The sequence below is a fragment of the Citrobacter sp. CK195 genome, from assembly GCF_030333365.1.
In the GTDB taxonomy this organism is placed as follows: domain Bacteria; phylum Pseudomonadota; class Gammaproteobacteria; order Enterobacterales; family Enterobacteriaceae; genus Citrobacter_B; species Citrobacter_B koseri.
In genome coordinates, this window is record NZ_JAOWGB010000017.1 from 184,669 (window position 1) to 207,806 (window position 23,138).

34 protein-coding genes and 1 pseudogene are annotated in these 23,138 nt (G+C 51.8%); 9 read left to right on the forward strand and 26 right to left on the reverse strand.

The window, feature by feature from the left end:
* Window positions 1-152 precede the first annotated feature (152 nt).
* Window positions 153-1,838, forward strand: coding sequence for a long-chain-fatty-acid--CoA ligase FadD (fadD, locus tag OGX93_RS01735; protein ID WP_200023432.1), 1,686 nt, complete (start codon window positions 153-155; stop codon window positions 1,836-1,838).
* Window positions 1,839-1,907: 69 nt separating this feature from the next.
* Window positions 1,908-3,035, forward strand: coding sequence for a ribonuclease D (rnd, locus tag OGX93_RS01740; RefSeq protein ID WP_130028869.1), 1,128 nt, complete (start codon window positions 1,908-1,910; stop codon window positions 3,033-3,035).
* A 34-nt stretch (window positions 3,036-3,069) separates the two neighbouring features.
* Here rnd and OGX93_RS01745 read toward each other — a convergent pair whose 3' ends face one another.
* Window positions 3,070-4,152: a tartrate dehydrogenase gene (locus OGX93_RS01745; RefSeq protein WP_104868558.1), complete on the reverse strand. Its 1,083-nt coding sequence runs from the start codon at window positions 4,150-4,152 to the stop codon at window positions 3,070-3,072.
* 103 nt (window positions 4,153-4,255) lie between these two features.
* Here OGX93_RS01745 and OGX93_RS01750 point away from each other — a divergent pair, with 103 nt between their 5' ends.
* A complete protein-coding gene (locus OGX93_RS01750; RefSeq protein WP_012132072.1) occupies window positions 4,256-5,173 on the forward strand; it encodes a LysR substrate-binding domain-containing protein in 918 nt (305 codons plus the stop codon).
* An 88-nt stretch (window positions 5,174-5,261) separates the two neighbouring features.
* Here OGX93_RS01750 and minE read toward each other — a convergent pair whose 3' ends face one another.
* Genes minE through minC form a run of 3 tightly spaced genes read right to left on the reverse strand, consistent with a single transcriptional unit; the run spans window position 5,262 to window position 7,075 of the window.
* The gene (gene minE, locus OGX93_RS01755; RefSeq protein WP_003859937.1) at window positions 5,262-5,528 is read right to left on the reverse strand and encodes a cell division topological specificity factor MinE; all 267 of its coding nucleotides are present in this window, start codon (window positions 5,526-5,528) and stop codon (window positions 5,262-5,264) included.
* Between the two features lie 3 nt (window positions 5,529-5,531).
* Complete coding sequence (gene minD / locus OGX93_RS01760; RefSeq protein ID WP_012132073.1) at window positions 5,532-6,344, reverse strand: septum site-determining protein MinD; 813 nt, start codon at window positions 6,342-6,344, stop codon at window positions 5,532-5,534.
* Between the two features lie 23 nt (window positions 6,345-6,367).
* Window positions 6,368-7,075 carry a septum site-determining protein MinC gene (gene minC / locus OGX93_RS01765; protein WP_047463264.1) on the reverse strand — a complete coding sequence of 236 codons (708 nt, stop codon included), beginning with the start codon at window positions 7,073-7,075 and terminating at the stop codon, window positions 6,368-6,370.
* A gap of 125 nt (window positions 7,076-7,200) precedes the next feature.
* On the opposite strand from minC, the gene OGX93_RS01770 reads away from it, so the two are divergent.
* The 3 genes from OGX93_RS01770 (at window position 7,201) to ycgN (ending at window position 8,763) form a co-directional block, all read left to right on the forward strand.
* Window positions 7,201-7,494, forward strand: coding sequence for a YcgL domain-containing protein (locus OGX93_RS01770; protein ID WP_024130270.1), 294 nt, complete (start codon window positions 7,201-7,203; stop codon window positions 7,492-7,494).
* A 70-nt stretch (window positions 7,495-7,564) separates the two neighbouring features.
* Window positions 7,565-8,224, forward strand: coding sequence for a fumarylacetoacetate hydrolase family protein (locus tag OGX93_RS01775; protein ID WP_049008376.1), 660 nt, complete (start codon window positions 7,565-7,567; stop codon window positions 8,222-8,224).
* Window positions 8,225-8,316: 92 nt separating this feature from the next.
* Complete coding sequence (gene ycgN, locus OGX93_RS01780; protein ID WP_047464034.1) at window positions 8,317-8,763, forward strand: cysteine cluster protein YcgN; 447 nt, start codon at window positions 8,317-8,319, stop codon at window positions 8,761-8,763.
* Window positions 8,764-8,789: 26 nt separating this feature from the next.
* On the opposite strand, the gene OGX93_RS01785 is transcribed toward ycgN, so the two are convergent.
* The 16 genes and pseudogenes from OGX93_RS01785 to OGX93_RS01860 all read right to left on the reverse strand — a co-directional run bounded on the left by OGX93_RS01785 (window position 8,790) and on the right by OGX93_RS01860 (window position 17,728).
* Window positions 8,790-10,073, reverse strand: a complete 1,284-nt coding sequence (locus tag OGX93_RS01785) for a tyrosine-type recombinase/integrase (protein WP_286487713.1) — start codon at window positions 10,071-10,073, stop codon at window positions 8,790-8,792.
* Window positions 10,074-10,107: 34 nt separating this feature from the next.
* Window positions 10,108-10,356, reverse strand: a complete 249-nt coding sequence (locus OGX93_RS01790) for an excisionase family protein (protein WP_047500635.1) — start codon at window positions 10,354-10,356, stop codon at window positions 10,108-10,110.
* Window positions 10,357-10,458: 102 nt separating this feature from the next.
* The gene (locus OGX93_RS01795) at window positions 10,459-10,701 is read right to left on the reverse strand and encodes a hypothetical protein (protein WP_286487714.1); all 243 of its coding nucleotides are present in this window, start codon (window positions 10,699-10,701) and stop codon (window positions 10,459-10,461) included.
* Window positions 10,702-10,741: 40 nt separating this feature from the next.
* Window positions 10,742-11,083 (reverse strand): DUF7694 domain-containing protein, encoded by a 342-nt coding sequence (locus tag OGX93_RS01800; protein WP_286487715.1) that lies wholly within the window; start codon window positions 11,081-11,083, stop codon window positions 10,742-10,744.
* A complete protein-coding gene (locus OGX93_RS01805; protein ID WP_502873156.1) occupies window positions 11,001-11,315 on the reverse strand; it encodes a DUF4222 domain-containing protein in 315 nt (104 codons plus the stop codon). The genes OGX93_RS01800 and OGX93_RS01805 overlap by 83 nt, the downstream gene beginning before the upstream one ends.
* Entirely contained in the window at window positions 11,278-11,670 is a 393-nt protein-coding gene (locus tag OGX93_RS01810; protein WP_286487716.1) for a phage protein NinX family protein, read from the reverse strand. The genes OGX93_RS01805 and OGX93_RS01810 overlap by 38 nt, the downstream gene beginning before the upstream one ends.
* On the reverse strand, window positions 11,670-12,326 hold the full coding sequence (locus tag OGX93_RS01815; RefSeq protein WP_286487717.1) for an AP2/ERF family transcription factor: 657 nt from the start codon (window positions 12,324-12,326) through the stop codon (window positions 11,670-11,672). Before OGX93_RS01815 ends, OGX93_RS01810 begins: the two co-directional genes overlap by 1 nt.
* A 1-nt stretch (window position 12,327) precedes the next feature.
* Complete coding sequence (locus tag OGX93_RS01820) at window positions 12,328-12,543, reverse strand: TraR/DksA family transcriptional regulator (RefSeq protein WP_286487718.1); 216 nt, start codon at window positions 12,541-12,543, stop codon at window positions 12,328-12,330.
* Between the two features lie 3 nt (window positions 12,544-12,546).
* Entirely contained in the window at window positions 12,547-12,693 is a 147-nt protein-coding gene (locus OGX93_RS01825; protein ID WP_006176202.1) for a hypothetical protein, read from the reverse strand.
* Between the two features lie 88 nt (window positions 12,694-12,781).
* Entirely contained in the window at window positions 12,782-14,656 is a 1,875-nt protein-coding gene (locus OGX93_RS01830) for a DNA cytosine methyltransferase (protein WP_286487719.1), read from the reverse strand.
* A gap of 227 nt (window positions 14,657-14,883) precedes the next feature.
* Window positions 14,884-15,504 (reverse strand): annotated as a pseudogene (locus tag OGX93_RS01835) (MT-A70 family methyltransferase); the annotation flags it as partial.
* Between the two features lie 4 nt (window positions 15,505-15,508).
* Window positions 15,509-16,261 (reverse strand): hypothetical protein, encoded by a 753-nt coding sequence (locus OGX93_RS01840; RefSeq protein WP_286487720.1) that lies wholly within the window; start codon window positions 16,259-16,261, stop codon window positions 15,509-15,511.
* The gene (locus tag OGX93_RS01845; protein ID WP_286487721.1) at window positions 16,258-16,425 is read right to left on the reverse strand and encodes a hypothetical protein; all 168 of its coding nucleotides are present in this window, start codon (window positions 16,423-16,425) and stop codon (window positions 16,258-16,260) included. Before OGX93_RS01845 ends, OGX93_RS01840 begins: the two co-directional genes overlap by 4 nt.
* Window positions 16,425-16,709 carry a hypothetical protein gene (locus tag OGX93_RS01850; RefSeq protein ID WP_286487722.1) on the reverse strand — a complete coding sequence of 95 codons (285 nt, stop codon included), beginning with the start codon at window positions 16,707-16,709 and terminating at the stop codon, window positions 16,425-16,427. The genes OGX93_RS01845 and OGX93_RS01850 overlap by 1 nt, the downstream gene beginning before the upstream one ends.
* A 204-nt stretch (window positions 16,710-16,913) precedes the next feature.
* On the reverse strand, window positions 16,914-17,537 hold the full coding sequence (locus OGX93_RS01855; protein WP_286487723.1) for an ERF family protein: 624 nt from the start codon (window positions 17,535-17,537) through the stop codon (window positions 16,914-16,916).
* Window positions 17,538-17,545: 8 nt separating this feature from the next.
* Window positions 17,546-17,728: a hypothetical protein gene (locus tag OGX93_RS01860; protein WP_286487724.1), complete on the reverse strand. Its 183-nt coding sequence runs from the start codon at window positions 17,726-17,728 to the stop codon at window positions 17,546-17,548.
* Window positions 17,729-17,861: 133 nt separating this feature from the next.
* Here OGX93_RS01860 and OGX93_RS01865 point away from each other — a divergent pair, with 133 nt between their 5' ends.
* Window positions 17,862-18,176, forward strand: coding sequence for a hypothetical protein (locus OGX93_RS01865; RefSeq protein WP_286487725.1), 315 nt, complete (start codon window positions 17,862-17,864; stop codon window positions 18,174-18,176).
* Here the strand turns inward: OGX93_RS01865 and OGX93_RS01870 are convergent.
* The 6 genes from OGX93_RS01870 to OGX93_RS01895 all read right to left on the reverse strand — a co-directional run bounded on the left by OGX93_RS01870 (window position 18,145) and on the right by OGX93_RS01895 (window position 22,109).
* On the reverse strand, window positions 18,145-18,384 hold the full coding sequence (locus OGX93_RS01870; protein WP_284885702.1) for a cell division inhibitor protein: 240 nt from the start codon (window positions 18,382-18,384) through the stop codon (window positions 18,145-18,147). The two genes, OGX93_RS01865 and OGX93_RS01870, sit on opposite strands and share 32 nt — an antisense overlap.
* On the reverse strand, window positions 18,381-18,551 hold the full coding sequence (locus OGX93_RS01875; RefSeq protein ID WP_286487726.1) for a hypothetical protein: 171 nt from the start codon (window positions 18,549-18,551) through the stop codon (window positions 18,381-18,383). The genes OGX93_RS01870 and OGX93_RS01875 overlap by 4 nt, the downstream gene beginning before the upstream one ends.
* Window positions 18,541-19,389 carry a hypothetical protein gene (locus OGX93_RS01880; RefSeq protein ID WP_286487727.1) on the reverse strand — a complete coding sequence of 283 codons (849 nt, stop codon included), beginning with the start codon at window positions 19,387-19,389 and terminating at the stop codon, window positions 18,541-18,543. The genes OGX93_RS01875 and OGX93_RS01880 overlap by 11 nt, the downstream gene beginning before the upstream one ends.
* Before the next feature lie 164 nt (window positions 19,390-19,553).
* Window positions 19,554-20,222: an Nmad5 family putative nucleotide modification protein gene (locus tag OGX93_RS01885; RefSeq protein WP_286487728.1), complete on the reverse strand. Its 669-nt coding sequence runs from the start codon at window positions 20,220-20,222 to the stop codon at window positions 19,554-19,556.
* Between the two features lie 550 nt (window positions 20,223-20,772).
* Window positions 20,773-21,297, reverse strand: coding sequence for a hypothetical protein (locus OGX93_RS01890; protein ID WP_286487729.1), 525 nt, complete (start codon window positions 21,295-21,297; stop codon window positions 20,773-20,775).
* A gap of 119 nt (window positions 21,298-21,416) precedes the next feature.
* Entirely contained in the window at window positions 21,417-22,109 is a 693-nt protein-coding gene (locus OGX93_RS01895; RefSeq protein WP_286487730.1) for an XRE family transcriptional regulator, read from the reverse strand.
* Window positions 22,110-22,236: 127 nt separating this feature from the next.
* On the opposite strand from OGX93_RS01895, the gene OGX93_RS01900 reads away from it, so the two are divergent.
* Both OGX93_RS01900 and OGX93_RS01905 read left to right on the forward strand, forming a co-directional pair.
* The gene (locus OGX93_RS01900) at window positions 22,237-22,488 is read left to right on the forward strand and encodes a transcriptional regulator (RefSeq protein WP_001514164.1); all 252 of its coding nucleotides are present in this window, start codon (window positions 22,237-22,239) and stop codon (window positions 22,486-22,488) included.
* Window positions 22,489-22,517: 29 nt separating this feature from the next.
* Complete coding sequence (locus tag OGX93_RS01905; RefSeq protein ID WP_286487731.1) at window positions 22,518-23,060, forward strand: toxin YdaT domain-containing protein; 543 nt, start codon at window positions 22,518-22,520, stop codon at window positions 23,058-23,060.
* Window positions 23,061-23,138: the final 78 nt, after the last annotated feature.

Below are 23,138 nucleotides of genomic sequence, written 5' to 3' on the forward strand. Positions count from 1 at the left end.
AATACGGACATAAGAAAAATAAATAGTGACGCGCTTCGCAACCTTTTCGTTGAGTGATTAATAAACTGGTACGCTGAGTTAATATTATGTTAACGACTTGTTTATTAACTGGGGTTGCGATGACGACGAACACTCATTTTAGAGGTGATGCTTTGAAGAAGGTTTGGCTTAACCGATATCCCGCTGATGTCCCGGCGGAGATCAATCCTGACCGTTATCAATCCCTGGTTGAATTATTTGAACATGCCGTCGTGCGTTACGCCGACCAGCCTGCGTTCGTCAATATGGGGGAGGTGATGACCTTCCGCAAACTGGAAGAGCGCAGCCGGGCATTCGCGGCCTATTTGCAGGAAGGGCTGGGCCTCAAAAAAGGCGACCGCGTCGCGCTAATGATGCCGAATCTGCTGCAATACCCGGTCGCGCTGTTTGGTATTTTGCGCGCCGGGATGATCGTCGTGAATGTCAACCCGCTGTATACGCCGCGTGAGCTTGAGCATCAGCTCAATGACAGCGGGGCGTCGGCTATCGTGATCGTCTCTAACTTTGCCCACACGCTGGAAAAAGTGGTCGATAAAACGTCCGTACAGCACGTAATTCTGACGCGCATGGGCGACCAGCTTTCTACCGCGAAAGGTACGCTGGTTAACTTTGTCGTGAAATACATTAAGCGTCTGGTGCCGAAATATCACCTGCCGGACGCGATCTCTTTTCGCCGCGCGCTACACGCAGGTTATCGGATGCAGTACGTGAAACCTGAGCTGGTCACCGAAGATCTGGCGTTCCTGCAATACACGGGCGGTACAACCGGCGTAGCGAAAGGCGCGATGCTGACGCACCGCAACATGCTGGCAAACCTGGAGCAGGTAAAAGGCACCTACGGGCCGTTGCTGCATGAGGGGAAAGAGCTGGTGGTGACGGCGTTGCCGCTGTATCACATTTTCGCGTTGACTATGAACTGCCTGCTGTTTATTGAACTGGGCGGGCAAAACCTGCTCATCACTAACCCGCGCGACATTCCGGGCATGGTGAAAGAGCTGGCGAAATATCCGTTTACCGCGATGACCGGCGTTAACACCCTGTTTAACGCCTTGCTGAACAACAAAGAATTCCAGCAACTGGACTTCTCTACGCTGCACCTTTCTGCTGGCGGCGGTATGCCGGTACAGCATGCGGTTGCAGAACGTTGGGTGAAACTGACCGGACAATATTTGCTTGAAGGCTACGGTCTGACCGAGTGCGCGCCGTTGGTCAGCGTGAACCCGCATGATATCGATTATCACAGCGGCAGTATCGGGCTGCCCGTTCCCTCTACCGATGTAAAACTGGTGGATGACGAAGGTAACGAGGTGCCGACAGGCGAGCCTGGCGAGCTGTGCGTGAAGGGGCCGCAGGTGATGCTGGGATACTGGCAGCGCCCGGACGCGACGGATGAAATCGTCAAAGACGGCTGGCTTTACACGGGGGATATCGCGGTGATTGATGACGAAGGGTTCCTGCGCATCGTCGATCGCAAAAAAGATATGATTCTGGTTTCCGGCTTTAACGTCTATCCTAATGAAATTGAAGACGTGGTGATGCAGCATCCTGGCGTTCAGGAAGTGGCGGCAGTCGGTGTACCTTCGGGTAGCAGCGGTGAAAGCGTGAAAATCTTTGTCGTGAAGAAAGACCCGGCCTTGACCGATGAGGCATTGATTACCTTCTGTCGTCGCCAGTTGACGGGGTATAAAGTGCCGAAGCTGGTGGAGTTTCGTGACGAACTGCCTAAATCGAACGTCGGAAAAATTTTACGACGAGAATTACGTGACGAAGCGCGTGGCAAAGTAGACAATAAAGCCTGAGCTTTAAGCAAGTCGCCAGACGCCGGTTAAGCCGGCGTTTTTTTTGGCGCAAACTAAAGAGAATATGATTTGAATTACCAAATGATCACTACGGACGACGCGCTGGCGACGTTATGTGAAGCGGTTCGGGCATTTCCGGCTATTGCCCTTGATACGGAGTTTGTCCGTACGCGCACCTATTACCCGCAACTTGGGCTTATCCAGCTGTTTGATGGCGAGCATGTCGCCCTGATTGATCCTCACGGCATTACCGACTGGTCGCCTCTGCGCGCCGTGTTGCGTGATACCGCGATAACCAAATTTTTGCATGCGGGCAGCGAAGATCTGGAGGTTTTTCTCAACACCTTCGGAGAACTGCCGCAACCGCTGATCGACACGCAGATCCTTGCCGCATTTTGCGGCCGCCCCTTGTCCTGGGGTTTTGCCGCGATGGTGGAGGAGTTTACGGGCGTCGCGCTGGATAAAAGCGAGTCCCGTACCGACTGGCTGGCAAGACCGTTAACCGAACGTCAGTGCGAGTATGCAGCGGCGGACGTCTGGTATTTGTTACCGATCACCAAAAAACTGATGGTCGAAACCGAAGCATCCGGCTGGCTGCCTGCGGCGCTGGATGAGTGCCGTCTGATGCAGCAGCGTCGTCAGGAAATTCTGGCACCGGAAGATGCCTGGCGTGACATCACCAATGCGTGGCAGTTGCGTACCCGTCAACTGGCTTGCCTGCAACTGTTGGCCGACTGGCGGCTGCGCAAGGCGCGTGAGCGCGATCTGGCGGTCAACTTTGTGGTGCGCGAAGAGCACCTGTGGGCGGTGGCGCGCTATATGCCGGGGAGTCTGGGCGAACTGGACAGCCTGGGGCTTTCTGGCAGCGAAATTCGTTTTCACGGTAAGACGCTGATCGCGTTAGTGGAGAAGGCGCAGGCGCTGCCGGAAGAGACGCTGCCGGAACCCTTGCTGAACCTGATGGATATGCCAGGCTATCGCAAGGCGTTTAAAGCCATCAAAGCGCTGGTGGCAGACGTTAGCGCGACGCACAACGTCAGTGCGGAATTGCTGGCGTCGCGTCGGCAAATCAACCAGTTGCTTAACTGGCACTGGAAGTTAAAACCGCAGGCCACGCAGCCGGAACTCATCTCCGGCTGGCGTGCGGAACTGATGGCGGAAAAACTGCGGAATCTGTTGCAGGAATATCCGCTGTAATACGGATGATGGCCGCTATCCGGCCGCTCCGTCATTAGCGCAGCGCCTGACAGATCGCCTCCGCCATCTGCCGGGTGGAGGCGGCGCCTTTCAGATCCGGTGTTTTCGGGCCGTCGGCGATAACTTGCTCAATGGCCGCGAGAATACCGTCATGTGCCTCCCGGTAGCGCGTATCGCCATTGCCGAGGAAATCCAGCATCATGGCGCCCGCCCAGATGGTGGCAACAGGGTTGGCGATATTCTTACCGTATATATCCGGCGCAGAGCCGTGTACCGGTTCAAACAGCGACGGGAATGTGCGTTCCGGGTTCAGGTTTGCGGAAGGCGCAATGCCGATGGTGCCGGTACAGGCCGGGCCAAGATCGGACAGTATATCGCCAAACAGATTTGAGGCGACAACCACGTCAAAGCGCTCCGGCTGCATGACAAAGCGGGCGCACAGAATGTCGATATGCTGCTTATCCCAACGAATCTCCGGGTAGTGTTGCGCCATTGCTTCAACGCGTTCATCCCAGAAAGGCATACTGATGGCCAGGCCGTTGGATTTGGTGGCGGACGTCAGCGTTTTGCGCGGTCGGCTTTGCGCCAGCTCAAAGGCGTAGCGCAGAATGCGATCCACTCCGCGCCGGGTAAATACCGACTCCTGAATCACTACTTCGTGCTCGGTTCCGGCATTAACGCGCCCGCCCAGCGAGGAGTATTCCCCTTCGGTGTTCTCGCGCACGACGTAGAAATCAATATCTCCCGCTTTTTTTCCGGCCAGCGGGCAGGGAACGCCGGGAAACAGACGTACCGGACGCAGGTTAACGTACTGGTCAAATTCACGGCGGAATTTCAGCAGCGATCCCCACAATGAAACATGGTCCGGGACGGTATCCGGCCAGCCGACGGCGCCGAAATAGATCGCATCAAACGATTTTAGCTGCGCATGCCAGTCGTCAGGCATCATCGTACCGTGATGTGCATAATATTCGCAGCTGGCCCACTCAATCGGCTCAAAGCTGAGCGAGAGATCCCAGCGTTCAGCGGCGGTCTGCAATACGCGAATACCTTCAGGCAGGACTTCTTTACCAATACCGTCTCCGGGAATAGCGGCAATACGACAGGTTTTCTTCATACCAGCTCTCACTTATCAGCAGTCAAAATTGACTTACCCCTTATCCTATAATTGACTGATTGAGAGTTAATCCTTCCAACTGGTGAAACATAAAACACAGATCATGAATAATCTGCCTCTCCTGAATGATTTACGCGTCTTTATGCGGGTTGCCCGGCGTGCGGGTTTTAGCGCGGTTGCGGAAGAGCTGGGCGTTTCGCCGGCGTTTATCAGCAAACGGGTGGCGTTGCTGGAGCAGACGCTGAACGTGGTGCTGCTCCACCGAACGACCCGGCGGGTGACGATCACGGAAGAGGGCGAGCGTATTTACGAATGGGCACAGCGCATTTTGCAGGATGTGGATCAGATGATGGATGAGCTGTCTGACGTGCGGCAAGTCCCACAAGGTATGCTGCGTATTATCAGCAGTTTTGGCTTCGGTCGGCGGATTGTTGCGCCAGCGCTGTCGGCGCTGGCGAAGCAGTATCCACAGCTGGAGTTGCGGTTTGACGTTGAGGACCGGCTGGTAGATCTGGTGAATGAAGGGGTCGATCTTGATATTCGTATTGGTGATGAGATTGCCTCTAATTTAATCGCGCATAAGCTTGGAACCAATTACCGTATTTTATGCGCATCACCGGCGTTTCTGGAGCAGCACGGCACGCCGAAGCAGCTCAGCGATCTGGCAGCCTTTCCGTGTCTGGTGATTAAAGAGCGTGACCATCCCTTTGGAATCTGGCAGTTACGCACAAAAGAACGGGAATATTCGATTAAAGTGACAGGGTCACTGTCCTCCAACCACGGTGAGATTGTGCATCAATGGTGTCTGGACGGGCAGGGCATTGCGTTGCGGTCGTGGTGGGATGTCTGCGATAACATTGCCAGCGGCCATCTGGTACAGGTTCTGCCGGAGTATTATCAGCCTGCCAATATATGGGCGGTCTCCGCTTCCCGTCTTTCCTCGTCGGCAAAAATTCGCATTACGGTTGAATTTCTGCGCCGCTATTTTCAGGAGCGTTACCCGAAGTTCAGCCTGGAATAAGCGCCGCCGCGTTACTGTTTATGGCACAGCAGCAAATAAAAGGCAGAATACTCTGCCTTTTTATCGCGTTGCGTTATCCGAAAAGAGATTATCTGGACTCTTCGGCTTCCGGTAATGTCACGTTAAGCTCGAGAATTGAAATATCGCCGTCTTTTTGCTCAAGCTGTACGGTGACCATTTCTGGATCAATTTGCACATACTTGCAGATGACTTCGAGAATATCTTTTCTCAACTGCGGTAAATAATGCGGCTCGGCGTCGCTGCGACGGCGCTCCGCAACAATGATTTGCAGTCGCTCTTTAGCGATGTTGGCTGTACTCTTTTTCCGCGAGAGAAAAAAATCCAGTAATGCCATAACTTATCCTCCGAACAGGCGTTTGAGGAAACCTTTCTTCTCTTCTTCAATGAAGCGGAAAGGACGTTCTTCTCCCAACAGACGTTCTACGGTATCTGCATAGGCTTTACCCGCATCAGCAGTGATGTCGAGAATAACCGGCTCTCCCTGGTTGGATGCGCGCAGGACTGACTGATCTTCCGGGATAACCCCCACGAGTTTGATGCGCAGGATTTCCAGCACGTCTTCCATGCTGAGCATATCGCCTCTGTTAACGCGGCCAGGGTTGTAACGCGTCAGCAGCAGATGCTCTTTAATCGGGTCTTCGCCGTTTTCAGCACGACGGGATTTTGACGCCAGAATGCCCAGAATACGGTCAGAGTCACGTACTGAGGAGACTTCCGGGTTCGTGGTGATAATCGCTTCATCGGCAAAATAGAGCGCCATCAGCGCGCCGGTTTCAATGCCCGCCGGAGAGTCGCAGACGATAAAGTCGAAATCCATTGCCTTCAGGTCATCGAGAACTTTTGCTACGCCCTCACGGGTCAGCGCGTCTTTATCGCGGGTTTGCGATGCCGGAAGAATAAAGAGATTTTCAGTGCGCTTATCTTTGATTAACGCCTGGTTTAGCGTCGCATCGCCCTGAATCACGTTCACGAAATCGTAAACGACACGACGCTCACATCCCATGATCAGGTCGAGGTTACGCAGACCGATATCGAAATCGATAACGACAGTTTTCTTTCCCTTCTGGGCCAAACCAGTAGCGATGGCCGCGCTGGAGGTGGTCTTGCCAACGCCCCCTTTACCCGAAGTAACTACAATAATGCGTGCCATAGAAATTCCTTGTTAAAAAGGGATCAATTCAACGGTTGAACTGCCAAAGCGTTATCTGCTAACCGCAGACGCGCCGCTTTGCCATAAAATTCTGCCGGGATTTTATCACTCAGCCAATAAACACCTGCGATAGACACCAGTTCTGCCGTCAGATGGGTACAAAAAATTTGCGCTTCCCGATCGCCGCTGGCGCCTGCCAGCGCGCGGCCCCGCATCATGCCATAAACGTGGATATTACCGTCTGCGATTAACTCTGCGCCAGCGCTGACGTGACTTGTAACAATTAGATCACATTGTGGAGCATAAATGCGCTGACCGGAACGAACCGGTACGTCAATTAATCGCGTTTTTGTGATGGGGGTAACATTTTGCGGCGGCGCGCTCGGTGCCGGGGCTTCGACCGGGGCGGAACGAGCGACTTTCTCTTTACCTTCAGTCAGTAAAGGAAGACCCATCTCGTCAATTTCCGCTTTTAGCGCCGCGTCTTTGCAGCCGCTAACGCCGATAATACGCAGACCGGTAGACGTCACCACCTCTTGCAGCGCAGGCCAGTTTACTGGACTTTCAAGGCCGCTGACGTTAATGACCACGGGAGCATGTTTTAAAAAAGCAGGTGCCTGAGCGATTTTGTCTTCCAACGCCTGACGAATAACCTTGGGTTCAGCTTCGTGCAAATGAACCACTGATAAGGTGAAGCTACTGCCTTTAAGCTCGATTGGCGTGTTTGACATCCTGGCCTTACTCAATTTGCTATTTATCATCCCCAATGCGGGGCGATATTCCGAAGACTAGAAGGCATGTTATAGTCAGTATTATATTGAGGCAAGTCACCATCCCGTTAATTCAGAGTAAAAGTATGTTTTGTGTGATCTATCGAAGTAGCAAACGCGACCAGACCTATTTATACGTCGAAAAAAAAGACGATTTCTCACGGGTTCCTGAAGATCTGATGAAGGGATTCGGGCAGCCAACGCTGGCAATGATTCTGCCGTTGGATGGGCGTAAGAAATTAGTGAATGCCGACCTGGAGAAAGTAAAACAAGCGTTAACCGACCAGGGGTATTATTTACAACTGCCGCCACCGCCGGAAGATTTACTCAAACAACATCTTTCTGCGCCGGGCGAAAATAAACCAGACGCTAAAAGTTAAACTGTATCCGGCAACGCGAATGCCCTGTCGATGCAGTTCCTGAAATCCACGATTACGTTAGGGGAAAATAATGTATCAACATCACAACTGGCAAGGTGCTCTGCTTGATTACCCGGTAAGTAAAGTGGTTTGTGTAGGCAGTAACTACGCAAAGCATATTAAGGAGATGGGTAGCGCAACGCCGGATGAACCCGTTCTTTTTATTAAACCGGAAACGGCGCTGTGCGATCTGCGCCAGCCGCTGGCGATTCCGACGGACATGGGCGCCGTTCACCATGAAGTCGAACTGGCGATATTGATTGGCTCGACTCTGCGCCAGGCGACGGAAGACCATGTCCGCAAGGCGATTGCCGGTTATGGCGTGGCGCTCGATCTGACGCTGCGGGATATTCAGGGCAAAATGAAAAAAGCCGGTCAGCCCTGGGAAAAAGCAAAAGGGTTTGATAATTCCTGCCCGCTGTCAGGTTTTATTCCGGTTTCGGAGTTTCATGGCGATCCGCAAAATACCGCGCTCGGGTTGAAGGTGAACGGCGAAATCCGTCAGCAAGGCTCGACGGCGGAGATGATCCACCATATCGTGCCGCTCGTCGCCTACATGAGCCGTTTCTTCACGCTCAAGGCGGGAGACGTGATCCTGACCGGCACACCGGAAGGCGTTGGCCCGTTGCAAAGCGGCGACGAGCTGGAAGTTAGTTTTAACGGTCAAACGCTGACGACGCGCGTCCTGTAATCTCTGCTTGCCGCCTTTTCGGGCGGCAAAACTTGCATCAGCGTGCCAGACTGGTTATAAGGTGCAGCTTTACAGCAATGGCGGATACCCTGATGAGCGACATACCTTTCTGGCAAAGTAAAACCCTGGATGACATGACCGATGCCGAGTGGGAGTCGTTGTGTGATGGATGCGGCCAGTGTTGCCTGCACAAACTGATGGATGAAGACACCGACGAAATCTATTTCACCAACGTGGCGTGTCGCCAGTTGAATATCAAAACCTGCCAGTGTCGTAACTATGAACGTCGGTTCGAGTACGAGCCAGACTGCATTAAACTCACCCGCGATAATCTGCCAACCTTTGAATGGTTGCCGATGACCTGCGCCTATCGCTTGTTAGCGGAAGGAAAGGGGCTGCCGGGCTGGCATCCGTTGTTGACCGGGTCGAAAGCGGCGATGCACGGCGAGCGTATTTCTGTGCGCCATATTGCGGTGAAAGAATCTGAAGTGCGGGACTGGCAGGATCACATCTTAAACAAACCTTCATGGGCGGATTAACTTAATGAGCTTAAAGGATTTTATGCCTACTCATTTTGAACATGGGGCATCAGTGGGGCATTACTTCCAAAATTAGCGTTCAATATTGCCAGTTGGTTGTCATTGTTGTCGAACATCCATTTCCCGTAAACGCTGTAAACCATCTGTGCTGACGTATGCCCCATTTGAGCTGCAATGAAGTTGGGGTTAGCTCCGGCGCTTAATGCCCAGCAAGCGTATGTGTGCCGAGACTCATATGACTTGCGATGTGGTATACCGCTCCTTTTAAGTATGTTATTCCACGTCCCTGAGAATGATCCTGGTGAATACCATTCACCTCCTTTACCGTTCCTTGCCGTTAACCTGGGAACAAAAACGAATGTACATTCATCTCGGCGAGTTCTGCCAAACTCTCTGAGGTGAACGTCTATCTGATGTTGCTTACCCATTCTGGTGTATGCCAGCTGGCTTTTTAGAGCCTCGATAGCAGGAGTAGTAAGGTTAATTGTCCGGTTCCCGCTTTCTGTCTTTGGAGGCGTGAAGTGATCGGAAATGGCAAGGTTCCTGCTAATCCGAATCGTCCAGTTCTTTGTGTCGATGTCCTCCCATGCCAGTGCGCATATTTCACCATGTCGCATGCCTGTGTTAAACGCAAGCTTCCATAGGTTGCGTATCTGTTCGCATGGGCATCTTTCAAGAAAGCGATGGTACTCATCATGGGTAAGTGGTGACGGATCCGACTTCGATTTCTTTAGCGGGGTAATTGCAGCAAATGGAGATTTGCTTATGTACCCATTCAACACCGCAAAATCAAACATCCCCTTCATGCAGGTAACATAGACGTTAACCGTCCTGACAGTCCTTCCTTTCTTCGCCGACCTGTTCTTCTGGTGCGCTCCGCATATCTGGTAGCCGGTCAGCAACTCTTTCCTTACGTTAAGCACATCCTCATGAGTTATAGAATCAACCATTCTATTGCCGCCGAGAATATCGGTTCCAATCGTGATATACGATACATATCGAAGATGTGCGTTAAGGGTTAAATCCATCCTCTTAAGTTCCAGCCATTTGGCCGCCAGTTCGGCAACAGTTATCCCCGGCGGCGCGATATTGAACTTCTTCAGATTGGGTGACTGTGGGAACTGTCTGGCGTAATCGAATACACCAGTTTTTATAGCGAAACAAACAGAGGCGCGAAGCTCACCAGCAATGCGCCTGTTCTTTGCAGTATCAACAACTCCAAGGCTTTCCCTTACCCTTTTCCCTTTATATATGAACCATATGCGCAAAGTGCCGCCGTGGTTCTCCACTCCAGTTGGATAACCAGACATAAAATCTCCTGCGTTAGTTTAATGGGGAGGGTATTTAAGCAGATTTCTGGCGCGGGATCGCCGGTCGTTGTCGTTCAACCCAGTTATCTACTTCGTGTCGGTTGTAGAGGATGGGAGAGTTTTCCTTTGGCTGGCAGTCACCTGAGTAGTGACGATACTCTCTACCCTCCATCCATGAATTTGTACGCGCAGATTTGATCGCGTTCTTTGTCAGGCCAGTAATAGCCATCAGAACTTCTTCGGATACCCACTTGTTGGGCGTCAGTTGGATAATGTCGCTCATGGTTTACTCCAGGAAAAAAGAAGCCCGGCGTACCGGGCAAAAGGGATAACGTGGCAGTGCTTTCGCACCCAATAGCCAGCTCATAACTGGCTATCAGTTGCGTCAGTAGGTAAGGAGGTCAAGCTTTGCATTCAATTCTGTTGCCGACTCACCACTAAGAAATCCCTCCATTTCTTCATGGCTAATCAAGTCAGCGATTACGTCTTTCTGTTCATCAGTAAAATAGTCATTGCGATAGTCATAGAATGCCGCAGCAACAAGTCGACCACCGGCGATATCCATGTTGGCGCTTACTGGAGGCTCCTTGCCATCTTCAAACTCAACGACAAATGTCATCTTCCCCATAATCTCTCCTCATGCCGCGAGCTGGGCGCGCAGCGTAAAATTACTTTCGCCAGGCGAAGCTAATCGGCTCCGGCGTAATCCACAGGTGGCGCATGTTCTCCACGTTCACCACATCAGAATCCCGCGGGTAAATCTCCACGGCATCCCGATCCCCGTAGCCAACGGCTGACTTTATCTCCTGCAACGCATCCCAACTGATGCCATCCTTCCACCGGCCAGAACTGGCAATGCTGGTGGCATTCACCGTCAGGCGGATGACGCCGTCGTCTTCCTGAAACTCCTGAACCAGAAAATAAGAGTTAGCCCACACGTTGCTCCGCTTGGGGTCGTGGCATCGTACCGGCCATTGCGATTCCGGTACCGGCTTGAGTATTCCGATCACGTCTCATGCTCCTTAATTTTTTAATGTGCTCGCTCGCCTCAAGTTCGGCGCGAATCTGTGCCGCCTCACGGTGATCGAGGTGCTCAAAGTCATTGTTGAATCGGTCGATTGAAGCGGTGTTGATCCGGCCCTGTCGCCAGTAGCGGACTATCTGTGATGTGCAGTTGTGGATGATGACGGGCCAACCGTGCTGGTCAGCGTAAATCTGACCTCTTTGAATTAACTGGAACATTGGCTGACTCCTGCATCATTAGGAAGACAATCATCGCGGCGCGGAGTGGGTTAACGCTGTCCTGATGATGGTCTGGGTCATAATCCCAGCACCAACAACCATCCGTCATCACGCCACCAACATGTGCGCACCATGACTTTTCAACTTCAGCCCAATTAAGACTAATTTTGTTTTCTACGATGATGGGCCATGCATCTGATGGGTTTGTACATGGTTCGAAAAACGAATATTGATACCGACCATGACGCCTAAAAATCACTGAGTGAGCTTCGCAAAAATCCTCCTCGATGAAACCGCCGATCGCCATTGCTACGCGTTTGCTAATTTCAAAGTCGCTTAGCTTGCTGTAATCCATCACAATCCCCTCTGCTTACGCATTAGTTCAAACTCTTCAAGAACCCTTTTCTTTGCTTTCTGGTAGGCCTCGGAAGCCGCTTCTTCTGTATCGTAATCACCAAGATAAATGTCTTTGTAATTGACAGTTATCCTTGCGGACCACCTACCTGATGGACGTTGAGTTACACCAACAAATCGAGATTTGCTTCCCTTCAATTTCCTTCTGTTCAACTGCTGTTCAGATGGTGTGGCCCAACGACAATTTTCCGGTGAATACCCCTTGTCATTATCGATGCGGTCCAGTGTAAGCCCATCAGGACGAGCACCCATATCAGCGTAAAACGAGTTGAAGTCATGCCATTGATGACAGACAGTTATTCCTCTCCCGCCATAATCCTTGTATCTCTTATCTTTAGGGTTTTCGCATCTATGTAACATCAACTCCCAAATCCTATATTCTGAAGAACTCGACATTCCGTGAGTCCTTTTTGCTTCAATCTTTAAGCAGCCACATGATTTTGTGTGTCCACTTTTAACGAAACAAAGGCGAATAATTTTAGTGCTTCCGCAATCACAGGAAAATTTACCCTTGTAAACCCCTTTTTCATCTTTGGGTAAAGGCTCAATTAGCGTGAGCATGCCCACCTTTTCGCCAACATCAAATTTCACGCGCATATCATTTTCCCACCTGTTTCAACCGTAGTTCGATATCATTGGCGCAACTAACGCACGTCTGGCAGCCGGGAACGGCAGCGCGCCGCGGCTCGGGAATTGGTTCGTTGCATTCTTCACAACGCTCAGCTGATACTGCGTTGCGATTCAGTCGGTGAGCGGAAAGGGCAGCGTTACGATGAAGCTCTTCAATCTCTGCTGCGGTGTCGATGATGTCCATGATTCACTCCTTAAAGTCTTCACCAGCCTTTTTCCCGGCTTTCCATGCCAGCCAGATAAGCGCTGTTACATCGTCTGAGGGTGCATCTTCTACACACCATCCAGTTTCTTTTTCGTACCAGTCTTTAAATTCCTGTGTCATTTCGTCCATAGTTATTTCTCGAAGAGTCGATTAATGCGGTTGAAGGTGAAGGCCAGCAATAAAAAAGGCCGCGATAGCGACCTGTTGATGAATGATTTCATGCTGCCTCCGAACCTCTTGTTACGCACATTTCTGGCAAATTTGCCCTTACCAGAGCTTCAGCGAACGGCGGCGGAACCGCATTACCGCAGCGGGCCACCTGCTTATCCTTCGCATACTTCACGCCGCGGTAGTCCCTGTCGATGATGTACCACTCAGGGAAACCCTGCGCCCGGTACAACTCATGGGGCTGAAGCATGCGCATACCGATATCTACGATGCGGTAAGTGATGCCATCGACAGTAACCAGCCCGGTGCAATCCTCCCCACAATATTCCCGTAGGAAATCAGCCGTAAGCTGCGCGCGGTGCTCGTCGTATCCCGAATTTGCCAGCGTGGTTTTAACTTCACCAAAATGCTGACCGCCAGCGGTCACGGTTTGCAGTGGAGTGTCAGTAGGCTGGCCGGTATTGGTACCGCGCATTTTGATAATGCTGGAGGTGACAAGAGCGTGGTGATCGGTGGTGGTCATGGTGTGAATGGGCTCGTCCAGAGAAACGCCAGCTCCGTTGTAATTCCCGCCGAAGTGTTTCACCATATTCGCCGCGACCATTGCGAACTTTCCGCCGCCGGCAGTAATCGTCCCCAGCGGCTTTTCCAGTTGCAGAACCCGCGGCGCCTGCCCTGGACGTTCGCCATATCCCATCTGGATCAGCGTTGGCGTCACCAGCTGCGATTTTCCGCCGCCCCCAGCGGTTACCGTAGCGCTCGGCTCGTCAACCGTATGACAGACGCTGGCGCCGAACTGTCTGGCAATAAACGGTGTAAGTGCAGCTTCGACCATACCCAATGCATGCCCATTGCCGCCTGGTCGTTTCGACGTGCCGGCGGTGATCGTCGGTAACGGTTCGGTTACCTCCTGCCCGGTAGCGCCGGTTCGTAACTTGGTTAGGTGCGGAACGGCGAGCGCGTATCCGTGAGTTTTGGTTATGGTCTGAAGCGGATCAGCCAGCGACTGTCCGCGGAAACAGTCATATTTTCCCTTCGTGGTGGTGTGGTTGCACTTCACGATGAACGGCGTCGGATTGTCCAGAACGAAGCGTTGGATGCCTCTGGCGATGCGCTTTAGGGTATTCTCAGCTAACTGTTTCTTCCGACCAAAGATTGACTGGGAGCTAATTGACCAGTCGATACACTCCGCAGCTGTGCGCCACGGCGCCAGGCTTCCCGCCTGTACCGCTGGAGACTTCGGGTCTCCGTGCGTAGCCGCAGGCCACATCACCGGCACGCCATCGCAGCGCATGACCATGAAGAATCGCTTACGAATGGTCGGCGCGCCATAGTCACACGCCCGCATCTCGCGGTAATCTACGTTGTAGCCCAGACCATTAATCAATTGCTGAGCTTGCGGGCTATCCGGCAGAATGTCCAAGAACTTGCAGCACTCGGCCAGCGCAGGATGATATGCCGGGATGCCACAGGAGAGCATTCCGCAGAAAGCTTCGAATGTTTCGCCAGCGCGAGCCGGGTCAGGGCGCATTTCCTCGGCCAGCAGCGGTCCCCAGGTTTTGAACTCCTCCACGTTCTCCAGCATCATAACCCGCGGACGAACGGACAGAGCCCAACGAATGACGATCCATGCCAATCCGCGAATCTCTTTCTCAACCGGTTTTGAGCCTTTCGCTTTTGAGAAGTGTCGGCAGTCAGGGCTGAACCAGGCTAGGCCAACCGGTTTACCTGCGGTCGCTGTTGCCGGGTCAACATTAAACACACTTTCGCAGTAGTGCAGAGTGTCCGGGTGATTAGTAGTGTGCATAGCAACGGCATTTAGGTCGTGGTTAATCGCAATGTCCACGCTGCGGCCAATCGCCAATTCAATACCCGTACTTGCCCCGCCTCCACCGGCAAAATTGTCAACGATGATTTCTTTCACGAGCTTCTCTCCATTGTTGCGATTAGCGACCGCGCGGACACGACTATTTGAGGAATGGGTGTTTTCTCTAACCACATGCGGTTGATGTGAAATTTGAGCTTCTGCTTGTTTTTTTCAGTAATGGCGCCGTCATGTTCAACGGCGCTGAAAACCATCTCGACCTCTGCCGGCCAAATTGCGCAATCTGTTTCATAACCCTCCGGTGTCGGTTCTAATGGGCCAACCATTCCTGGGGTGAGGGTTACACTGGAGGAACATTCGTTTCCCCAGTGGTGCCAGCCTGGTGCCGCGCTGCGGCTAAACAATTCTATGCGAGGCACATCGCCGTAAAGCAGTTCCAACCGGTTGCGCACTTCCCAAGGCTTTTCGCTGTGCGCGCCGAGCGGGCTGTATACCACTTGTTTAATCCCGGCATGCTTTCGTTCCAGCCCGGCGCCGCGGGTAGCAATCAGCAAGTCTTCAGTATTGGCGCGGGTGTGGTTGCCACCGTTCATGCGCGTCTCGGCGTTAAGCAGATCAAGGAAGTCGTAAAAGTCGGTGATTTCACCCTCGGCCAGCGCCTTGTTGATGCGCAATTCCGCGTTCTGATTCAGCTTCACCCAGGTAAAGCCCTTCATCGTGCGAACGGTAAATCCCCAAGCCTCGGCCAGCTCGATAGCCTCCTGGTTATGCGTGCCGGTGTACCACATCGCCAGCACCGCGTTATCGGCGGCAAGTTCCCACACTGGCAGACGCTTGATGTCGATTAACTTCATGGTGGAGTAGTGGTCGGCAGCGGCGCCGTTGCTGATTGTGTTGCCGTAAGACCAGGGAGGGTCTGAGTAGATAAGGGAGTATTTTCCGGTCATGGAATTACACCTCAAAAGCAAGTTGTGGCGTGAAAAGATCACGTTCTGCGTCGTAATTCAGCGAACTTGCAGAGTTAAAGGCTTCAATGCGCTCAACCAGCACCGCAGCGCGTGTTTCTTTGCTTGCCGGCGCGTAGGCTGATTTATCCCACGCTTTGTCGATGCCGATGTTTCGCGCCACATTAGTACTGTCGGCTGACGACAGCGGGATGTGGCGGAAGATATCGGCGTTCAGCATGCGAAGGCCGTGAAGCTTTGTTATCGGATAACCGTTTATGTCGACAACATGACGGATGAGATCGCGTAACTTTGCCCGACATGAGCGCGGGCGCTTTGCGTCGTATTCACCCATGCTACCGATGCATACGCGCGGAAATTCCCGACACAGGCGGAAGAAACGTTCATCGGGCTCGTTCATGTGCCACACAGGAGCGCCGACTACTTTGCCGTGCGGCCACTCGGCGATTAACGCGTCGTTCTCTTCACTGGTCCCGCCGATCACGTCAGGGATAACAGCAAAAGCAAAGCGAGGGTGATTCATCCAGCGACCTACAAACGCGTAGTAGTCATTCCAGTTAACAACGCGCTTTTTCGTCCAGAAGCTGAATGCGCCGTTATCCAGCGCGAAAGACTGGGTGACTTCGCTGGCCAGGGCTAATTGGCCGGGGTTAGCGAAGGAGATGAAAGCGTGCCTGCCTTTCCATGCCTTCAGGGCACATGTGTCAGGCGTAATAGGGCCGCCGTGAAAATGAATCATGCATCCTCCCGCTCCGGATCGTTTACATCCCAGCCATTACGCTCAATATTGGTTTGCAGCCGCTTATCTCCGACCTCTTCGATACTCCGACCGGTCATCTCTGCGACTTCTTTGTTTGTGTGGCGCCACAGCAGTGCCAGTTCGTTCTGACTCCAGTCTTTCATCAGTCACTCCTGGTGTGGCCGAATCGACCGCGATGATTACGCATACGATCGTCGGTGTAGTGATGTTGGACAGGCCCGACTATCTGCCATCCAGGCCTGAATGAAGCTTCGAAGTTGTCATTCCAGACTTTCTTTTCGTAGAGTCGCAGCAGACTTTCATCCATGCCTGGCGTCTGATAATCGTCATTGGCGATAGCTTTAAAGCACCGTTCCAGCACCTCTTCTTTGGTGCCGGAACTGACTGGCGGGCGCAGATATCCCGCCCCGTGAAGAGGTGATGACATGGAGACTCCAGATTATTTTCTGATGCGAAGTAGAATGTGCTCGCGCTTAGCCATCTGCCTGATTGATTCGTATGAGCGATCAAGCATCCTGGCGATTTGTTTTGAAGTGGTCACTCCGGCCATTTCCCTGACCTTTTCTATCTCATCATCCTTCCAGTGCCTTCCGTGAGATATCTGGTTTCCCCTGCGTTTCATAAAATCCATTTATGCCGCCTGTTTGAGTTCTCTGATTCGAATGCCGGTAACGTCTTTGCATTTAGCCTGGTGGTCAGGCCATCCGTTAAGGCGCTGCCATGTTGATGCGTACTGTTCCTGAAGTTTCTTGCTGTCGTTTTCTGCTCCGGCGTACTGCGTAAATTCAGCCAGAATCTGGTCTGCATCAGCCGGTTTTAAGTGATGAACTTCTGCATCAGCATCAATCGCAGTTTCTTCGGTAGGGATGCAGAACGCCTGAAACGCTGCGTATTTGTAGGCGATCGACATGGCCTTGTTGGTTGCCTTATCGCCGCTATCCATCGCTTCGCCATAAGTGGTGACAGTGTGGATACTTCCATCTTCCGTGCTGACGAAGTCGAACTCAGCCTTAACGACGACGTAGAACAATACACCGCCTTTTTGCGTTGTTCGCTCTGTCACTGTCCTTTCAGTTATACGAGGCAGGATAAGCAGGCCGTGATTAACAAGGGCAGGGGCTAGTGCGTTGTATACCTGGTCGATTCCACGAAAGTTAAATCCCTGCTGCTGGTTGCGGCGCTCTTTACTTATGCCAGTGGTTGCCATTTCTTTGGCTACTGCACTGATTGCTGAATAAACTTTTTTCTGTTCCATGTTTCACCTCAGAACGGCAGGTTTTCGCTGAGAAAGTCACATTGATTGATGCGTTCATCACGAGCCATACGCAGACAATGGCGCTTCATGCTTTTGTTGGCGGCCTTACGCCAGTACAGAGCTTCAATAACGTGATATTTGCGTTTTATCCGGCTGAGTTCCGGTGTTTTTGCTAAATCAACGGGGATCATGTCTAACTCCTGAAATTTGGTTGTGCAGATCCCGGCTGCATGAAACCAGCCCGGCATTTCAATGTGGTACTTGATTAATCAGCATGATGGAGCAGAATATATGAAGCGCAGCGGCAACAAATAAGGTGACCAAATGCTGATTGATAAAAAGATGACAACACCGATGTACCCAACCAAAGAAATGGGCAGGCGCTCGAAGCGGAATCATTGGTTTGTGAGAGAAAAGGGAAGCGATCAGCCACGCGATCAGTCATGGTATGACTGGTGGAAATCACGCTCACTAGGCTTAGGTAAGAATGGTCATATCGCCTGGCGTTCTACGTGTATCGCAAGAAACGCACCTGACCCTTTCAACCCGCCTGATTCTTTTGAAGTTGACTTCAAAGCCCCTGATGGGAAGTTGTATCATCTGGAGTTTAAGCTCGCTCCACACGGCCCGAATAAATAACTGGATAATGACTAAGCCCGTTGCCGTGCCCGTCGAGATAAACCTCAACAAGCAATTCTTTGGTGTAGGTATGCTCGCAGCCTCGGTGAAGGTAGAGCTTGCCGCGTGCATTTGCTGATGCAGTCCACATTCCGTCTTTATGCTTAACCAGCATTCCCGGCTGGACGGCGCCGCGGTTAACTTCAAACACTCCGTAATGGTGCATCATTTCACTCCCTCCACCTGAGCGAGCAAACCAGAGACGTGCATCTGCCAGCGGTTCATCGTGATTTTATCGCGGGGTTTATCGACGGACGCCAGCTGCCACTCGTTATCGTTGAGCTTTTTGGCGGTGTACTGCTTGCCGTTGTGGGTGACTGTTTGGTTACTCATCATTCACCTCATCCAGACGCAGTTTGATTACGGGAATTAGTGCCAGATAGATTTGAGCGTGCTTACTGTCTCCGTGTCGCTCTTTTACTGCCAACTCGAACTCGTCAATCGTTCCTGAGAAACATCCTCTGCTCACAACAATTGAGTTATCTTTCTGTCGAAAAGCAGTCAGAAATCCATTCTCAGAACCGATTGGGCCGATAGTGATCCAATGCGCATTGCCGGACACCCGCGCATTGCCGGACACCTGCGCATTGCCGGACACCTGCGCATCGCCGTACACCTGCGCATTGCCGGACACCCACGCATCGCCGTACACCCACGCATCGCCGGACACCTGCGCATTGCCGGATACCTGCGCATCGCCGTACACCTGCGCATTGCCGGACACCCACGCATCGCCGTACACCCACGCATCGCCGGACACCTGCGCATTGCCGGACACCCGCGCATTGCCGGACACCTGCGCATTGCCGGACACCTGCGCATCGCCGTACACCTGCGCATTGCCGGACACCCACGCATCGCCGTACACCCACGCATCGCCGGACACCTGCGCATCGCCGTACACCTGCGCATTGCCGTACACCTGCGCATTGCCGGACACCTGCGCATCGCCGTACACCTGCGCATTGCCGTACACCTGCGCATTGCCGGACACCCACGCATTGCCGTACACCCACGCATCGCCGGATTGATCCAGGTTGCTTTCAGTTTCCACCCAACCACCTAAATCACCTTCGGAAACATAGCCGAAAGAGACAACTGCACGAATGCGGAATAATTTTCTGCCGAAAAACTCTTTCGTTAATTCGGCGACGAGTTCGAATTTTTTAGTCATGGTTATTTCCTTGTGATGCCGATGACGTTCGGCTGACGGAACGAATAGGACTTCTGCGCTTGCGCATTACGAGAATTTTGGCGGTGGATGGCCGCCGGTTGTCATAAATGGGCAGACTCGAAAATCTGCCTATGTATGGCCGATAAAAAACCCGCCGGAGCGGGTCATTCATTCTTTGGTATGCCGCAAAGGGCGTTTAGCGTTTCAACGGGAATGGCAAGTGCGGTGCTGGTCGCTTCACGGCGCTCCACCTCAGGCAAATATGGCACTGCCTCAGGCCACATCTCAGCCAGTTTTTTAACGGTTGAGACTTTGGTTAGAGCCCCCTTAACCTGCAATTGGAAGGCGTCAACTTCATCATAAAGAACGTTGATGGTTACCGTCGATTCAGTGAGTCGGTCGTGTAATTTTCCAACCTTCTTCAGTGTGCTGTAACTTTCAGGAACATAACCCGAATCAACTACAGGCGCGAAGGAAGCTCCGAAGAACAGGTCGCTTTCAAGATCGTGCTTACCAATATGTTTTCCACGGTGGCGATAGCGATGATCCAAACCGTTCCTGGATAACTCGTGATACTCACCATTGATAATGACCTTTAAAATCGCAGTTTTAGCGCCGACCTGCATCCTGATGAAGGAGTTATCTTTGAAATCTTCCCGAGCCTTAGTTATTTGCTCATCGCTAGTGTTTTCCTGCTTGAGCAAAGCCTGTCGAATTTCTTCAACAATTTTCGCCCTGTCATTAACTGCCGTTTTCGCTTTCTCAAATAAAGGGGATGCGAGAAGCAGGTTATGGCATAGCTGATTCTTAATTTCGTTGTTAAGACGAATCATTGACTTACCCTCTGTAGTTACCCGCTGATGCGGGAGAAATGTTTTGGTCGGTGTGGTGGACTGGCACTGAGTCGCCACTCTCACTTACTTCCTGACGCCCTGTTTTCTGTATTGGCAAACAACTATCTGCCCAGCCGGTTTTCAGGTCTTATCACACTGCTAGCGTTGCACCTCGCTTGAGGACACCGCCACCACACCCCAAAACATTCCAGTTACGCACCATTGCCGCTCTCCCTGAGCCCGCCGGGCGTCCGACGCAGGGTTTACTGTCGCGCCGTTCGACTGACCGAATCTCCACTTCGCCGCTGGCTAACTTCGCTCAGCTGTCGATGTTTCGTTTCGATGAGCTAACAATAGCTAAAGCGATTATTTGAGTCAATCGCCAAAACGATATTTATCATCGATAAAGTGATAATTAATTGAAAGTTAAAGCGATATTTTTTTTGAGGAGAGAGTGAAAAAAGTGATGCTGGTAGTGTTTGATGAGATGGGAGGGGAATCAAAGCGTCTTCATAGGGGCAATAAAAAAACCCGCCGGAGCGGGTTGTTGTTATCCTTGTTTCGGGGGCGTGTAACCTTCAAGGTTGAATTTAAATTGTTTTGGCCCTGCCTGATAGAAATCAGCCTCGATAATGAGCTTCTTGTGGTTGGGTATGCTTTTGATAAAGCCGTTGGACTTATCAAAGAAAATGACATCTGAGCGGCCGTTCTCAGCAGGACTCATTTTATACTTCTGAATTTTTTCATTATCGAACTTAACTGAAATCTCGCAACCATCATAAGAGTTGCAGCTAAATTGTCCCTTGCTTATCAATAATATTGCTTCACTGGGTTTAAGATCTTCTGCTTTTTGGTCACCCTTCAATTCAGTTTTTGGGGACCGAAGAACTAAAGTCATCGTGGATCCGCCATTGTAAGGGAATTCAAATTCTACAGAGTTGACGGATTCAGTTTGCAGAAATTTGGTTGCAGTTCCGCGCATTTCATCGTTGTTGTATGAGGCGATCCACTCTGCCGAAAAAGTTGAGGTAGTTACAAGCAAGGAGCCAGCAAATGCAATTTTAATCCATTTCATTATTGATCTGTCCACTTTGAAAATTGTATGAAACATCCTATCCAGTAATAGCTAATCCGCAATGGAAAATACTGATAAGTATCTCTCAACCACATAGACGCAAAAACCATAATAGGTGTTTATGCGAAGCGTTTGTAATCTATCGACTGTCTGAGTAGGACCTTTGCCATTACATAGAACGAGTCTTCGTCCCCGGCTTCTACGTACCATTTTTCGTAAATCGGGTTATCTGAGATAACTGCCAGACGGTCGCGCTGCATCTGCAGGCGCTTAACGTGCAGAGTTTTCCCGAAAATAAAGACATATACCCCGTCACCATCAAAATGCGTTACACCGGTGTCAACGAAGATCTGATCGCCAGGCGAAATTGTTCCGTCCATGCTGTCACCGTTAACCGTGATGACTTTGACGTGATTAGCTGGCCTGTTGCCGAACAAGGCTCGGGCCTGTTCAGTCGTGTATTCGATGGCTCGGATAGTTTCAATGAAATCGCTGGTGACAATGGCCCCTGGCCCAGCGCTGGCTTTAACGTCGAGTACATCCACGCGGTAAATCCCATTCAATGACGACTTCACCTGGTATAGCGCAGTCGGTTCTCTCGCGCCACTGGAAGCCATTTCCCCTTCACCAGTAGACAGCCACTCCGGCCGCACACCAAGAACTGAGGCAATCTCCACGGTCTTACGAGAGCCGTTAGCGTCCTTGAGTAATTTATTAACGCTGGACTGAGCCATGCCGACATCCTTGGCTAATCGGCCTTGTGTGTATCCAGCATGTTTCATTGCCTGCGCCAGGCGCTCCGAGAATCCCATATTCACCTCTGTTAATGACCCCTTTAACTCTATCGCTCAAGCGATTATTTAGCAAAAAATCGCTTATGCGATTGACATTCGCTAAAGTGATAACCATAATCGCTTTAAACTGATAGCTGAGGTGATTATGAAGACCCCAACAGTAGAGAAGAACTCCGCAGTAGAGAAAGCGATCGCTATCGCTGGCAGCCAGAAAGAACTGGCAAAACGTTGCGGTAAAGCCCAGTCCACTATCTGCGACTGGCTTAACGGAAAGAAACGCATCTCCCCGGTTCACGTTCCTGAACTGGTTAAAGCGGTGGGTGGTGAAATCCAGGCTCATGAATTCCGCCCGGACCTGCCGTCCATCTTTCCACATCCTGACAACCATGCCGCTTAACGGCGGCCCTAACCACGAAAGGGAAAGCAATGCATTCACTTGCGTATCAACACAATACCGGAATACACCCGGGAGCGATGATAAACCGCGCTCAACCTAAGGCGGCGCCAGACCACGAAAAGATCCGCGATGCGGTCCGGGCATGGTCGTCGGCGCTGGACAATCAGGACGTCGTGTCGGCGCTGATCATCAACGAATACCGGGAGCAGGGCGGGACAACTATTAGCTTCCCGGACGATATCAGCCGGGCGCGCCAGAAGCTGTTTCGCTTCCTGGATAACCGTTTCGACTCCGAGCAGTACCGCGAGAACGTTCGCGAGTTGACGCCAGCAATTATGGCTGTCCTGCCGCTTGAATACCGCACTCGGCTGTTTCCACAGAACGACACGATGTCTCTGATTGCTTCTGCGATGAAAGAGTGCGCCGAAGCTAAACAGGCTGTTCTTCTTGGCGCGCCAGAGCATCAAAAAATGAAAGAGGTAAGCGAGGGTATAGCGTCACTGTTCAGGCTCATGCCTGAGCAAGTAGGCCCACTGATGACGATGGTGACGTCGATGCTGGGGGTTATGTGAAGACTACAGAAATGGCGAAAGCCGGGCTGCGCGAACAGATCCGACTTTCTGGTGCAACAAACGTCAGTCAATTGCGAG

Excerpts from the sequence above, each read along its gene's own strand:
- OGX93_RS01745 (WP_104868558.1), bottom strand. The coding sequence starts at position 4,152 with ATGAAGAAAACCTGTCGTATTGCCGCTATTCCCGGAGACGGTATTGGT.
- OGX93_RS01750 (WP_012132072.1), top strand. The coding sequence starts at position 4,256 with ATGAATAATCTGCCTCTCCTGAATGATTTACGCGTCTTTATGCGGGTT.
- minE (WP_003859937.1), bottom strand. The coding sequence starts at position 5,528 with ATGGCATTACTGGATTTTTTTCTCTCGCGGAAAAAGAGTACAGCCAAC.
- minD (WP_012132073.1), bottom strand. The coding sequence starts at position 6,344 with ATGGCACGCATTATTGTAGTTACTTCGGGTAAAGGGGGCGTTGGCAAG.
- minC (WP_047463264.1), bottom strand. The coding sequence starts at position 7,075 with ATGTCAAACACGCCAATCGAGCTTAAAGGCAGTAGCTTCACCTTATCA.
- OGX93_RS01770 (WP_024130270.1), top strand. The coding sequence starts at position 7,201 with ATGTTTTGTGTGATCTATCGAAGTAGCAAACGCGACCAGACCTATTTA.
- OGX93_RS01775 (WP_049008376.1), top strand. The coding sequence starts at position 7,565 with ATGTATCAACATCACAACTGGCAAGGTGCTCTGCTTGATTACCCGGTA.
- ycgN (WP_047464034.1), top strand. The coding sequence starts at position 8,317 with ATGAGCGACATACCTTTCTGGCAAAGTAAAACCCTGGATGACATGACC.
- OGX93_RS01785 (WP_286487713.1), bottom strand. The coding sequence starts at position 10,073 with ATGTCTGGTTATCCAACTGGAGTGGAGAACCACGGCGGCACTTTGCGC.
- OGX93_RS01790 (WP_047500635.1), bottom strand. The coding sequence starts at position 10,356 with ATGAGCGACATTATCCAACTGACGCCCAACAAGTGGGTATCCGAAGAA.
- OGX93_RS01795 (WP_286487714.1), bottom strand. The coding sequence starts at position 10,701 with ATGGGGAAGATGACATTTGTCGTTGAGTTTGAAGATGGCAAGGAGCCT.
- OGX93_RS01805 (WP_502873156.1), bottom strand. The coding sequence starts at position 11,315 with ATGTTCCAGTTAATTCAAAGAGGTCAGATTTACGCTGACCAGCACGGT.
- OGX93_RS01810 (WP_286487716.1), bottom strand. The coding sequence starts at position 11,670 with ATGGATTACAGCAAGCTAAGCGACTTTGAAATTAGCAAACGCGTAGCA.
- OGX93_RS01815 (WP_286487717.1), bottom strand. The coding sequence starts at position 12,326 with ATGCGCGTGAAATTTGATGTTGGCGAAAAGGTGGGCATGCTCACGCTA.
- OGX93_RS01820 (WP_286487718.1), bottom strand. The coding sequence starts at position 12,543 with ATGGACATCATCGACACCGCAGCAGAGATTGAAGAGCTTCATCGTAAC.
- OGX93_RS01825 (WP_006176202.1), bottom strand. The coding sequence starts at position 12,693 with ATGGACGAAATGACACAGGAATTTAAAGACTGGTACGAAAAAGAAACT.
- OGX93_RS01840 (WP_286487720.1), bottom strand. The coding sequence starts at position 16,261 with ATGATTCATTTTCACGGCGGCCCTATTACGCCTGACACATGTGCCCTG.
- OGX93_RS01845 (WP_286487721.1), bottom strand. The coding sequence starts at position 16,425 with ATGAAAGACTGGAGTCAGAACGAACTGGCACTGCTGTGGCGCCACACA.
- OGX93_RS01850 (WP_286487722.1), bottom strand. The coding sequence starts at position 16,709 with ATGTCATCACCTCTTCACGGGGCGGGATATCTGCGCCCGCCAGTCAGT.
- OGX93_RS01855 (WP_286487723.1), bottom strand. The coding sequence starts at position 17,537 with ATGGAACAGAAAAAAGTTTATTCAGCAATCAGTGCAGTAGCCAAAGAA.
- OGX93_RS01860 (WP_286487724.1), bottom strand. The coding sequence starts at position 17,728 with ATGATCCCCGTTGATTTAGCAAAAACACCGGAACTCAGCCGGATAAAA.
- OGX93_RS01865 (WP_286487725.1), top strand. The coding sequence starts at position 17,862 with ATGCTGATTGATAAAAAGATGACAACACCGATGTACCCAACCAAAGAA.
- OGX93_RS01870 (WP_284885702.1), bottom strand. The coding sequence starts at position 18,384 with ATGATGCACCATTACGGAGTGTTTGAAGTTAACCGCGGCGCCGTCCAG.
- OGX93_RS01875 (WP_286487726.1), bottom strand. The coding sequence starts at position 18,551 with ATGATGAGTAACCAAACAGTCACCCACAACGGCAAGCAGTACACCGCC.
- OGX93_RS01880 (WP_286487727.1), bottom strand. The coding sequence starts at position 19,389 with ATGACTAAAAAATTCGAACTCGTCGCCGAATTAACGAAAGAGTTTTTC.
- OGX93_RS01885 (WP_286487728.1), bottom strand. The coding sequence starts at position 20,222 with ATGATTCGTCTTAACAACGAAATTAAGAATCAGCTATGCCATAACCTG.
- OGX93_RS01890 (WP_286487729.1), bottom strand. The coding sequence starts at position 21,297 with ATGAAATGGATTAAAATTGCATTTGCTGGCTCCTTGCTTGTAACTACC.
- OGX93_RS01895 (WP_286487730.1), bottom strand. The coding sequence starts at position 22,109 with ATGGGATTCTCGGAGCGCCTGGCGCAGGCAATGAAACATGCTGGATAC.
- OGX93_RS01900 (WP_001514164.1), top strand. The coding sequence starts at position 22,237 with ATGAAGACCCCAACAGTAGAGAAGAACTCCGCAGTAGAGAAAGCGATC.
- OGX93_RS01905 (WP_286487731.1), top strand. The coding sequence starts at position 22,518 with ATGCATTCACTTGCGTATCAACACAATACCGGAATACACCCGGGAGCG.